The 9,420-nt window shown below is 27.8% G+C and carries 19 protein-coding genes; 7 read left to right on the forward strand and 12 right to left on the reverse strand.

Annotation, left to right across the window (positions count from 1 at the left end; all coding sequences use genetic code 11):
* Positions 1 to 472 precede the first annotated feature (472 nt).
* The 7 genes from ACR0QS_RS01070 to ACR0QS_RS01100 are packed head-to-tail and all read left to right on the forward strand — an operon-like array spanning position 473 to position 3,469.
* The gene (locus ACR0QS_RS01070; protein ID WP_432631595.1) at positions 473 to 682 is read left to right on the forward strand and encodes a hypothetical protein; all 210 of its coding nucleotides are present in this window, start codon (positions 473 to 475) and stop codon (positions 680 to 682) included.
* Complete coding sequence (locus ACR0QS_RS01075) at positions 679 to 1,053, forward strand: hypothetical protein (RefSeq protein ID WP_432631596.1); 375 nt, start codon at positions 679 to 681, stop codon at positions 1,051 to 1,053. Before ACR0QS_RS01070 ends, ACR0QS_RS01075 begins: the two co-directional genes overlap by 4 nt.
* 5 nt (positions 1,054 to 1,058) lie before the next feature.
* A complete protein-coding gene (locus tag ACR0QS_RS01080) occupies positions 1,059 to 1,367 on the forward strand; it encodes a hypothetical protein (protein ID WP_432631597.1) in 309 nt (102 codons plus the stop codon).
* Between the two features lie 31 nt (positions 1,368 to 1,398).
* A complete protein-coding gene (locus tag ACR0QS_RS01085) occupies positions 1,399 to 1,569 on the forward strand; it encodes a hypothetical protein (protein ID WP_432631598.1) in 171 nt (56 codons plus the stop codon).
* Positions 1,523 to 2,149 carry a hypothetical protein gene (locus ACR0QS_RS01090; RefSeq protein WP_432631599.1) on the forward strand — a complete coding sequence of 209 codons (627 nt, stop codon included), beginning with the start codon at positions 1,523 to 1,525 and terminating at the stop codon, positions 2,147 to 2,149. Before ACR0QS_RS01085 ends, ACR0QS_RS01090 begins: the two co-directional genes overlap by 47 nt.
* A complete protein-coding gene (locus ACR0QS_RS01095; RefSeq protein ID WP_432631600.1) occupies positions 2,146 to 2,793 on the forward strand; it encodes a YkgJ family cysteine cluster protein in 648 nt (215 codons plus the stop codon). The genes ACR0QS_RS01090 and ACR0QS_RS01095 overlap by 4 nt, the downstream gene beginning before the upstream one ends.
* A complete protein-coding gene (locus ACR0QS_RS01100; RefSeq protein ID WP_432631601.1) occupies positions 2,786 to 3,469 on the forward strand; it encodes a hypothetical protein in 684 nt (227 codons plus the stop codon). Before ACR0QS_RS01095 ends, ACR0QS_RS01100 begins: the two co-directional genes overlap by 8 nt.
* Here the strand turns inward: ACR0QS_RS01100 and ACR0QS_RS01105 are convergent.
* The 12 genes from ACR0QS_RS01105 to ACR0QS_RS01160 all read right to left on the reverse strand — a co-directional run bounded on the left by ACR0QS_RS01105 (position 3,466) and on the right by ACR0QS_RS01160 (position 9,401).
* Positions 3,466 to 4,161 (reverse strand): hypothetical protein, encoded by a 696-nt coding sequence (locus ACR0QS_RS01105; RefSeq protein ID WP_432631602.1) that lies wholly within the window; start codon positions 4,159 to 4,161, stop codon positions 3,466 to 3,468. The two genes, ACR0QS_RS01100 and ACR0QS_RS01105, sit on opposite strands and share 4 nt — an antisense overlap.
* Before the next feature lie 2 nt (positions 4,162 to 4,163).
* Positions 4,164 to 5,096: a tyrosine-type recombinase/integrase gene (locus tag ACR0QS_RS01110; protein WP_432631613.1), complete on the reverse strand. Its 933-nt coding sequence runs from the start codon at positions 5,094 to 5,096 to the stop codon at positions 4,164 to 4,166.
* A gap of 110 nt (positions 5,097 to 5,206) precedes the next feature.
* On the reverse strand, positions 5,207 to 5,362 hold the full coding sequence (locus ACR0QS_RS01115) for a hypothetical protein (protein WP_432631603.1): 156 nt from the start codon (positions 5,360 to 5,362) through the stop codon (positions 5,207 to 5,209).
* On the reverse strand, positions 5,355 to 5,849 hold the full coding sequence (locus tag ACR0QS_RS01120; protein WP_432631604.1) for a hypothetical protein: 495 nt from the start codon (positions 5,847 to 5,849) through the stop codon (positions 5,355 to 5,357). Before ACR0QS_RS01120 ends, ACR0QS_RS01115 begins: the two co-directional genes overlap by 8 nt.
* Positions 5,850 to 5,881: 32 nt before the next feature.
* Complete coding sequence (locus tag ACR0QS_RS01125) at positions 5,882 to 6,082, reverse strand: hypothetical protein (protein ID WP_432631605.1); 201 nt, start codon at positions 6,080 to 6,082, stop codon at positions 5,882 to 5,884.
* Positions 6,083 to 6,085: 3 nt separating this feature from the next.
* Entirely contained in the window at positions 6,086 to 6,346 is a 261-nt protein-coding gene (locus tag ACR0QS_RS01130; RefSeq protein ID WP_432631606.1) for a hypothetical protein, read from the reverse strand.
* Between the two features lie 66 nt (positions 6,347 to 6,412).
* On the reverse strand, positions 6,413 to 6,727 hold the full coding sequence (locus ACR0QS_RS01135; RefSeq protein ID WP_432631607.1) for a hypothetical protein: 315 nt from the start codon (positions 6,725 to 6,727) through the stop codon (positions 6,413 to 6,415).
* A 24-nt stretch (positions 6,728 to 6,751) separates the two neighbouring features.
* Complete coding sequence (locus tag ACR0QS_RS01140) at positions 6,752 to 7,246, reverse strand: hypothetical protein (RefSeq protein WP_432631608.1); 495 nt, start codon at positions 7,244 to 7,246, stop codon at positions 6,752 to 6,754.
* A 31-nt stretch (positions 7,247 to 7,277) separates the two neighbouring features.
* The gene (locus ACR0QS_RS01145; protein WP_432631609.1) at positions 7,278 to 7,748 is read right to left on the reverse strand and encodes a hypothetical protein; all 471 of its coding nucleotides are present in this window, start codon (positions 7,746 to 7,748) and stop codon (positions 7,278 to 7,280) included.
* A gap of 415 nt (positions 7,749 to 8,163) precedes the next feature.
* Positions 8,164 to 8,589: a DNA methyltransferase gene (locus tag ACR0QS_RS01150; protein WP_432631614.1), complete on the reverse strand. Its 426-nt coding sequence runs from the start codon at positions 8,587 to 8,589 to the stop codon at positions 8,164 to 8,166.
* On the reverse strand, positions 8,582 to 9,043 hold the full coding sequence (locus ACR0QS_RS01155; RefSeq protein ID WP_432631610.1) for a DNA methyltransferase: 462 nt from the start codon (positions 9,041 to 9,043) through the stop codon (positions 8,582 to 8,584). The genes ACR0QS_RS01150 and ACR0QS_RS01155 overlap by 8 nt, the downstream gene beginning before the upstream one ends.
* 7 nt (positions 9,044 to 9,050) lie before the next feature.
* Positions 9,051 to 9,401 (reverse strand): hypothetical protein, encoded by a 351-nt coding sequence (locus tag ACR0QS_RS01160; RefSeq protein ID WP_432631611.1) that lies wholly within the window; start codon positions 9,399 to 9,401, stop codon positions 9,051 to 9,053.
* Positions 9,402 to 9,420 lie beyond the last annotated feature (19 nt).

Consider the following 9,420-nt stretch of genomic DNA (forward strand, 5'->3'; position numbering starts at 1 on the left):
AATCGAACAGATTTGAAAGATAAAGAAAAAATTGCAATAATAAAATATTTTGTGGAGACGGCAGAATGATAGAGAAAGAAATTCAAAAATGGTTTGACGAATTAGGAGCGAATAATCCAGATTTGGAAATTATAGATTATAAAAAATAAAATTATATAGCATATATTATTTTAAAATTAACGATTAATAGATATAAAAAATAAAAAGTTGGAGTAGTCGAATATGGATTTGCAAATTACAGTAATAACGATAACAATGATAATAATATGTTTCATATTATATTTTGTATTAAAAGCCGATTTAAAATTAACAGTGATTATTATGTTAGAGATATTATTATACGATTTAATAACTGAAAGCTACAAAAGAGGTTATACAAAAACTATAATAATAATTTTGTTTTTATTAATGATATTAGCAGCTCTAATTCAATTAGTAGTGAATAAATATAAAAATGAAAAAAGGAGATAAAATGAAAAGAATACAAACAATATTTAATATTATATTTATAGTTTTGATTTTATTAATTATTCAAAACGCTATTGCTATTAATAGTTTTCGCTCGCAGATTACCGAATTAGAAATTAAAATATCGACTTTGGAATATAAGAATTTTGAATTATCCGAACAAATTAAAAAAATAAAGTTTAGAAATGCGTTTTGGGGGGGGTGTAAACAATGAGCAAGAGTAGAGCGATTTTTGGAATAACGAAAGCGGAAAAACGGAAAATAATAAGAGATAGAGTAAGAAAAGAGAATTTTCAAAAATCTATTTATACATATAGAGTAGATAAAGTTATTAAAGAATTAAAAGAGTTTTACAATATTAAAAGTAAAAGCTATAAAGAAGATAATCAATATTTTTTAGAGTTTACTTATAACGATTTATTTTTTAAAGTGAAGTTTGTTTATAACGAAACTAATTTAGATTTTGAAAATATTTATTTAGATATACTTCTTAATAATAAAGTTATAAAATCTTTTGTTTACGAAAACGAAGCGCATTTATTTAATTTATTAGCTTTTATATCTTTTATGCCGCAAGCGAGGTGATTAATATGTCGAAACTATCAGTAAATCAAATTAAAAATACTCTCGAAGATTTATTAAATTGCAAAGTAGATATTATAGAGATAAACGAGTATAAAGTCAGCGCTTATTTAGATGTAGATTTTTCAGTTAGAATTAGCCTCGAAAGTTATTCAAAAAATTTTGGAATAACGCAAGTAGGGTTATTATTGAGTAAAGATAAAGCGCAACGCTATTTAAAATTATTGAAATCTTTTATAAATAATTATGATAAAATATTTGATTTATTTCAAGCAATGTCGCTTAAAAGCAAAAGAGCGAAGATTTATAATTTTTAAAAAATAATATATAATAAAATGAGGTGTTAAAATGATTAATAATTTTGAAACTGACGACAGAGAAAAAGCGGACGCGGCTTTTATACTTTATTCGCTTATAAAATCTCGTCCTGAAAATTCGCCGATTAATTTGCATAATCAACGATTTTTAGATTATGCGACTGTGCGAAGAAATGAAAGACGGAAGAATTGCAAGCTATAATTTCGACTTGATGTTTGACGGTATTCTTTATAGCGCTTTTGTAAAATGTTATTTGCCAGATTTATATAAAAAACCGACTCGGGATTTTACCGATTTTGAACTTCCGCTCGCTCGAAAAGTTTTTGCCGAAAATGATTTTTATTATTTATGCTCCCGCGCTTTTTTTGAAAGCGATAAAGACAATAAGCAAGATATAGAGTTTTTTAATAAGCGACAAGATTTAACCGAAGCCGAATTTTTTTTAGACGATAGCGCAAGCAAAAAAGATATTGGAGATGCACGCGGAAAATATAAAGCGTATCGCAACGCGTTAGTAGTGAAATATGCAAAAAATATTTTTTGGTATGCGCGTGGAGTAAAAAGCGAGATTGAAAAATTACTGAATTATATAGAAGCAATTGGAAGCAAACACAATATCGGTTATGGAACAGTAGAAAAATGGACTATCGAAGAGTGCGAAAAAATAATATTCGATAAATCTATGCGTCCTATTCCGAGCGAAAATGGAAATTGTTTGAAAAGAATTCGTCCACCTTATCATTATTTTAAAAGAACTCGAAGATGCGATTTTGATTTATGACTGATAGTTTAAGAAAAATATTTGAATGTTATATTATTCCTTTGATAAAAAATGAAATAAAATATAAAAATAAAGTTTATCAACCGCTCGAGAAAATAATAATAAGTCCGACTATTTTTAGAAAAATCGTTTGCAAAGAAAAGTGCGGTGCATGTTGTTTAAAATACACGATGGACTTTTTACCAAACGAGCAAAAACCAAAAATAAAATTAACGAAAAGAATATTTGAAAATAAAGAGATATTTACTTTTTACTCAAGCGATAAAAATAAAATATACTGCGATTTATTAGATACAAAAACGGGTTTATGCACTATACATTCTTTAAAACCTTTTTCATGCGATTTTGAAATGATTAGATTTAAATATTTCAAATCTAAAAAAAATGTTTATATTGGCAATTATCAATACGGAAGAGCATGGAATATGTTAAAAATAAATAACGAAAGAGGCGCTTTGTGTGAAACAATAAACTTATATCAAGAAGAAAATAAAAAAGAAGTTTTAAGAAAATTTAAAAGATTAAAATCTTATATAGATTATTTTCAAATAGACACTTATATAAATGAGATAATTAAACAGCTTGAGATATTAGATTTTGAAAAATCTTTTTATATAGAAAAAGGCGAGATACATTATGAATAAAGAATATGTATTCCCGCATTGCCGAAGATTTGAAAAAGAAATTAAAAAGATTAAAAATATAAATAGATTATTCGCTTTTCCCGTTATTCCTCATTTTGAAAATAATAGACTTGTTATACTCGATAGTGGCGCTTTCGGACTTTCAATGCAGAAAAAGAAAATGAATAAACAATATTTTTTCGAGCTTTCAAAATATTATTCGACTTATTCTAAACAGTATAATAGACTTTTATGTATAGCGCCTGATGTTTTCAAGCGTCCAGATTTGAGCATGAAAAATATTGAGATTTGGAGATATTATAATTTATTTGAAAATATAACTCCTGTTTTGCAAAATTCTAAAGCTATGATTATTGATAAAGACGAGTTGAAATATCAAATAGATTTTTATATAAAACTTAATTATAAAACTTTAGCTTATTCTATTTATAGCGCAAACGGTATGCTTCATAAACAGCAGCATATAGAAGAAATATTTTTTTATGCGCGAAAAATGGGAGTGGAACATATACACTGTCTCGGCGCAGGTTGGAATTTAGAAGATATTGCGATTTGGAAAAGTATTGACGGTTTCGATACTTTCGATAGCATAGCTTATTATACTACAAAAAATATTGACGAGTTCGGCAGTCTGAATGCGATTGAAAATATAAAAAATATTTTAGCGTTATTTTAAATCGTGTGTTTGCTTCTCAACATTTTATTTATATTTGAATTAAAAATATTTTGAAAATCCGCAACGGGTTTTTGAATTGCAGGTTCGAGCCATTTATTTTCGTCTATATGCGCTGTTTTTTGCGATACATTATAAATATGTTTTTTAGTGAAAGACGCTTTATTTCCCGCTTTTGTGAAACCTGTTACTTGATAAATATTTTCTTTATATCTTATAAACTTATTATTTTTATAAGCAGCATAAGCTGTAGCGATTAAACTTGCTTTCCTGCTTCCTTTTCTCTGACTAAAATTAATTATATTTTTTTTAATTTTTTTATAATACATAGATTTTGCAACGAGATTTTTATCGCTTCCGCCTCTTGCCGCCGTCTGCGCCATCAAAATATTTCCGTTTTTTCCTTCTTTCGTTCCGCCTTCTTCTTGAAGTCGCATGTAGTCTGCTTTTTCCGTAGCGCCCACACTAGACCACATCAGCCCGAGCGGAACATTATCTTTCACTCGTTCTACTTGTATCTGTCTTTGAGTGAAATTATTTCTTATCGTAAAGTTTCGATTGATATTTGCAATAGCGTTTTTTCTACTTAAAAAAGCGACAGTATTTAAAGTATTTTTACTCGCTATTTCGCATGCTTTAACTACATCCTCAAAACCGAATTTTAATCTTTTCGCATCTATATCCAATTTATACATATCTACTCCTGCAATTCTAAACTTCTTAAATATAATCCCGTTATCGCAATGTTCGAGTGATTAAGCGCTTGTCTTATAAGCTCGATATCTTTCGTTTTTTTATAAAGAGTAATTGCAAAATAATGTCTCACATCGTGAATCGAATATTTTGCTTTGATACAACCGCGATTATATAGTCGTTTCGAGCTTCTATAAAATATATTTCGTATCACTTCCGAAGATTTATTTTTAAAAGGCTGTTTCAAATCTAATTTGTTTTTTTTTAAATAATTAATAGTTTTATCGCTCACTTTTCCGCTTATCTCTTTTCCTTTCGAGAACGAATAATATTTTTTCTTTCGTATTTCGAGATTTGGCAACGCTCCGACTCGAACTCCGCACTCGCATATAAATACAACCGCGCTTTTTATAGCTTTGTCGGATATATTTTCAATGATTTTTTCAATTTCTTTTTTGCTCGGAACTTCGATTTTTTTCTTGTTTCGAGCTGGAGGACGCATTTTTGTTCCGATAAAAAAATTTTCAATCGCTATCGGATGTCTGCGATGCAAAAAAGTAAAAAAAGACGAACATGCTGACACTATTAAACGAATACTTAAATTAGAAAGTTTGCTCGTTTTTATATGCATAATAAAATCGTCCGACTCTTTCGCTTTGAAAAATAAAATATTTAAGTTTTTTTCTTCGCAGTATTTCTCTAAAATATTTATCGCTTGTCTATATTTTTGTTTTGTTTGAGAACTTTTGCATTGTTTTAAAAAAGTTTCTTTTTCTTCTTCGTAATTTATAGACTTAACTAATTGCTCTTGTTTATAATAATCAAGCATATTAAGAACATTAGCTTTTTGCATCAACATTAAAGCCTGCTCTTCTGTTATAACTGCCTGCTTATTCTGTTTTTTTACAATTAATTTATCCATATTTTTTTTGAAAATTCCGATTTTTTAAAAGTGTTTCGGAAACAGTTATTACCGCAACACCCTTTCCCGATTATTTTTACCGAAATTATAACAAAAAAATTTTTTTTTCAAATATAAGGTTATCTTTATCTTGTAAATACTCGTCCTTTTATAGTAATGTTAAATTTTTGTTCGTTTTTATCTATGTTAAAAACTCTGTCTTTTTTAGATATTGATTTTAAGTCGCTGACGGTTGCGTATATAGTAAAAATCCGTCCTTTAACTACATTATCTTTATTCATAATTCCTCTTATTTTTTAAATATTTAGTATAATATAGAATATCATAATAAGAAAGCGCACCTCTTAAACGACTAAATTCTTCTAACTCTTTTAAAATTATTCTTCGATAAAAATCATAACTTATATCAGCTTCAAGTAATAGTTTTTTCTCGTATAGCCCATCCCAATTTTTAGATATAATTGTGTTAGTCGTTATTGGATTTCCTTCTATCTCAACCGTTTCGTATTCAAAAGTAAAAAGCGGTTCATGTAGTTGATACCGCTCTTGTATTCCAACTGTCTCGTTACTAGAAATACCTAATATTCTTCTATAATAATCATCGTGTTCATTTATATAATTGTTATACTCTTCTTCGTTTTCTTCTTTCATTTTTCTTAATCTATCTGCTTCGCGTCTGTAAAAATCTGCTTCGGGACACCAATCCGTGCAAAACCATCGAACAGTATAATAAATAATATATATAATTCCGCCAAAGAAAATTGACATAATTAAAATCTTTCCTAATAAATCTAACATTTTTATTCTCCCAATCTTTTTTTAATTAATTTCTTTACTTCAGAACCTTTATAATAAGTGAACTTTCCATTTTGAATATATTTAATTCCATGTTTTTTTCGCAACGGAACTAAATAACGCGTGCCTTTTATCCCGATAAATTCGCAAACTTCTTTTGTATTATATAAAGTTTCATCGTCTATTTTTCTTATATCTATTGCCATATTTCACTCTCCTAAATAAATTTTTCTTAATTGCCCGTCTAAATAATGAATATAATCTTCGCAATCGTCAGCTATTGTAAGACTGTAATCTTCGTTTCTATTCATTCTCCAAACCCTGCTATTTTCCCATGAAAAATCATGAGCGGACCCATTGCTATAAATTTCATGTTCTTTATAGCAAATCGGTCTTTGAAAATTATTATTCTCAAAAGCTTGATAATAACAATTTTGGCAGTCGCATCCGTTTTCTTTATATGTTCTCATTTTTTATTCCTCCGATTTTTAAATAGAGTAGACTATATTTTTTATATAATCTACTCTGGATTTTTCTTATTCTGCTTCTTGTATTTTGCAAGTAAATCTCAAATAAGAGTTATATAAATCTTTTTCACTCTTATGCGGATATGCATCGCTCGAATTAACAATTTTCTTATTCTTTTTATCTACGCAATTTTTACAGATATAAGAACCTTCTCGCTCTTCAGTGATATATAGCTTTTCGTCTTTTTCGAGTAGCCGTCCGCACTCGCCGCAAAACATTATACTTTTGATTTGCTTAAATTCCTCAAAAGTCAAATCCTTGTTGCCAAAAAAATCTTTTTTTGCCAAATCGCTTTTTAGATATTCTTCTCTTGTTTTAAACATTTTTATACCTCTCTTTATTTTTATTTAATATTCAAGGAATACAAATTCCTCTATCGCTTCATCTAAATGCTCTTTTGCATATTCTTCAGTTTTACCTTCAAATGTATCTTTTAGATATTCATCGTATGTATCGCCTTGCTCTGTTGTAGTAATTTTTAAACCGTCAACAACATTTTGATAAATCGAGTCTCCGATATAGATATGTCCGTCTGCATATTCATAACCATTAAAATAATAGTGAATTCCTATATCGTCTCTTGTTAGCAATTTCGGAAAATCAGCGTCTACATATTCTCGCATGTCGCTTTCGGTTTTTATCTCTTTTATCGTTCCGCTTTCGGTTTTTATAAATAAATCTACTTCATAGAATTCGTCAGCTTCTCTATCATAAAATATGCCGTGTTTGTCCATGAACTGTTCTTTAAATCTATCTTCGCTTATTTCTTTTGCATTAGAAATATCCTCTTTATTTAATTCGCTTTTTTTTACTACAAAAAAATTAATTGTTTTATTAGTCATCGTCTATCTCCTATTTTTTAATTTTTTTTCTTTAAGCTAATTTTAAGCAAATATATTCTTTCTCTATGGAATAATCTTCAAAGGCAACCTTTTTAGTTTCGTCTATCGTTAAGCCGTGAGGTTTTAAGAACTTTTCTATAAAATAGTCTTTTTCGTCTTCTTTTATTGATGTAGTTAAAACAAAATTAATATCTTGATGATGCATATAAAAATCGTCTTCTATCATATATTTTGATGCATCCTCGATTTTGTCAAAGAAAAATAAAAAATCTAATTTATAATCTTGCAACTTTTCTTTTATTTCAGATACGCCCGACTTACTTCTCCATTTTTTTTCAGCAGGACAATATTCTCTTCTTGATAAAGTTTTTACAGCTGACACTTTTTTAGCGTCATAATTAAAGTAAATTTCTTTTCCAAAAAATTCACATTCTCTAACTATAACTATAGTGTCGTCATTTAATCTTTCTTCGATTATTTCTCTTAATGTTAATCTTGTCATTTTTAATTACCTCTTTGTTTTTTTAATTTATAGTCTCAATTACTCTTAACTATCTATCTATATTATAATATAATTTTCGGCATTTGTCAAGTATTTTTTTAGCATTTTTTGTATTTTTTTGTATTTTTTTGTATAAAATGTATTTGAAATACTACATTTTATACAATTTTTTGGCACTTTCAAGAAAAAATTTTTGCAAAAACTCATTTTTTGAAAAAACAAAAGCGGAGTTGGAAATAACCAAAACCGCTTTTGCAAGGATTTTATTTAATAAATAAAAAACAAAGAAATAAAAAATCAAGTCAACAATTTCAATTAAAATCTTAATCGAATATAAAGCCTCTTCTCTATATTCGATTAAGTCTGTTTAGTAAAGTCAATCGTTTCTTTAATAATACATTAATTTAATTTTATTTCAATCTTTCAAGTTTAATTTTTCTTTTAATTCTTTTTGTTTTTCTTCTATATTTTCTTTAGCGATATTAAAGTATTCATCGTCAATCTCTATTCCGATAAAATCTCGATTCAAATCAAGCGCCGCTTTTCCGCAACTCGCACTTCCCATAAAACAATCAAGAATTAAATCGCCCTCTTTTGTAGTGAGTAAAATTAATCTTTTTAAAAGTTCGACAGGTTTTTGAGTCGGCACTTTATAGCGATTTTTTTCAATCTCTACTCTTAATATAGTTCTTAATCTTACGCCTTCATTTATTCTTTTAATATAACCAACCAAACCATGTCCGCTTCTATACGCTATCGGATGTGTTATCCCAAATCCTTTTCTAGATATTTTATCGTAAGTATCTATACCTTCTTTTAAATATTTTTCTATCTCACTTATTTTTTTTTTTTATAGCGCCAAGTAATCTTGATTGACATTCTCGTAAAACATAGAGCGGTCCGTTTTCGCTTATATAAGTTATAAACTCTTGTCTAATTTTATTTAATGTTTTTATTCCTTTTGAAAATATAAGACATAATTCATGCGCTCGTTGAATTCCAGAAAAAGCGCTCGGAGAATTATTTTTATCCCAAATAATTTCTTCGCAAAATTTAAAACCTAAATCATTTAAATAAATAGCGTCTTTATATAGTGATATTCCTCTACCAAAAATGCAAATGAAAGAATTATTTTTTAAGACGCGATTAAGTTCATTAAAAATTTTTTCTCTGTCAAAAGATTTATCTAATCTATGTTTTAAATAGCGATAAGGCGGGTCTATAATTATTGCATCGATAGACTCCGATTTTATTTTTTCTAATTCAACATGAGAATCGCCATGAATTAACTGCATTATTTTTTTACGCCTTTTTATTTTCTTCTTTCGCTTCGCTTAATTTTATATAAGTCGAAACTTCTTTTACTTTTGCCGTTCCGTCCAAGACTGCAATTTTTTGTTTATTGTCTAAATCTTTTTTTAGAGTATCAAGTTTTTTTTGTTCTTCTGCCAAAGTCGGATATTCATATTTATTCGTTTTTACTAAAGTTATATTTTTCTTTTTATAAGATAATTTGCCTTCAGTATTTTTTTCTAAATACTTTATAGCCGCCACTTTTGTATTATCTAAAATCTTTTTTGCTTTTTGTTCTACTTCGTATGCTTTTAGATAATCGTCTAATACTTTAATGTTTTTTTCTTTTTTATCTGACATTTTAAGCTCCTTTTTATTA

The organism is Brachyspira sp. (assembly GCF_050873525.1).
In the GTDB taxonomy this organism is placed as follows: Bacteria; Spirochaetota; Brachyspiria; order Brachyspirales; family Brachyspiraceae; genus Brachyspira.

Excerpts from the sequence above, each read along its gene's own strand:
- ACR0QS_RS01075 (WP_432631596.1), top strand. The coding sequence starts at position 679 with ATGAGCAAGAGTAGAGCGATTTTTGGAATAACGAAAGCGGAAAAACGG.
- ACR0QS_RS01080 (WP_432631597.1), top strand. The coding sequence starts at position 1,059 with ATGTCGAAACTATCAGTAAATCAAATTAAAAATACTCTCGAAGATTTA.
- ACR0QS_RS01160 (WP_432631611.1), bottom strand. The coding sequence starts at position 9,401 with ATGTCAGATAAAAAAGAAAAAAACATTAAAGTATTAGACGATTATCTA.
- ACR0QS_RS01155 (WP_432631610.1), bottom strand. The coding sequence starts at position 9,043 with ATGCAGTTAATTCATGGCGATTCTCATGTTGAATTAGAAAAAATAAAA.
- ACR0QS_RS01100 (WP_432631601.1), top strand. The coding sequence starts at position 2,786 with ATGAATAAAGAATATGTATTCCCGCATTGCCGAAGATTTGAAAAAGAA.
- ACR0QS_RS01085 (WP_432631598.1), top strand. The coding sequence starts at position 1,399 with ATGATTAATAATTTTGAAACTGACGACAGAGAAAAAGCGGACGCGGCT.
- ACR0QS_RS01135 (WP_432631607.1), bottom strand. The coding sequence starts at position 6,727 with ATGTTTAAAACAAGAGAAGAATATCTAAAAAGCGATTTGGCAAAAAAA.
- ACR0QS_RS01140 (WP_432631608.1), bottom strand. The coding sequence starts at position 7,246 with ATGACTAATAAAACAATTAATTTTTTTGTAGTAAAAAAAAGCGAATTA.
- ACR0QS_RS01090 (WP_432631599.1), top strand. The coding sequence starts at position 1,523 with ATGCGACTGTGCGAAGAAATGAAAGACGGAAGAATTGCAAGCTATAAT.
- ACR0QS_RS01145 (WP_432631609.1), bottom strand. The coding sequence starts at position 7,748 with ATGACAAGATTAACATTAAGAGAAATAATCGAAGAAAGATTAAATGAC.
- ACR0QS_RS01120 (WP_432631604.1), bottom strand. The coding sequence starts at position 5,849 with ATGTCAATTTTCTTTGGCGGAATTATATATATTATTTATTATACTGTT.
- ACR0QS_RS01095 (WP_432631600.1), top strand. The coding sequence starts at position 2,146 with ATGACTGATAGTTTAAGAAAAATATTTGAATGTTATATTATTCCTTTG.
- ACR0QS_RS01115 (WP_432631603.1), bottom strand. The coding sequence starts at position 5,362 with ATGAATAAAGATAATGTAGTTAAAGGACGGATTTTTACTATATACGCA.
- ACR0QS_RS01130 (WP_432631606.1), bottom strand. The coding sequence starts at position 6,346 with ATGAGAACATATAAAGAAAACGGATGCGACTGCCAAAATTGTTATTAT.
- ACR0QS_RS01105 (WP_432631602.1), bottom strand. The coding sequence starts at position 4,161 with ATGTATAAATTGGATATAGATGCGAAAAGATTAAAATTCGGTTTTGAG.
- ACR0QS_RS01070 (WP_432631595.1), top strand. The coding sequence starts at position 473 with ATGAAAAGAATACAAACAATATTTAATATTATATTTATAGTTTTGATT.
- ACR0QS_RS01125 (WP_432631605.1), bottom strand. The coding sequence starts at position 6,082 with ATGGCAATAGATATAAGAAAAATAGACGATGAAACTTTATATAATACA.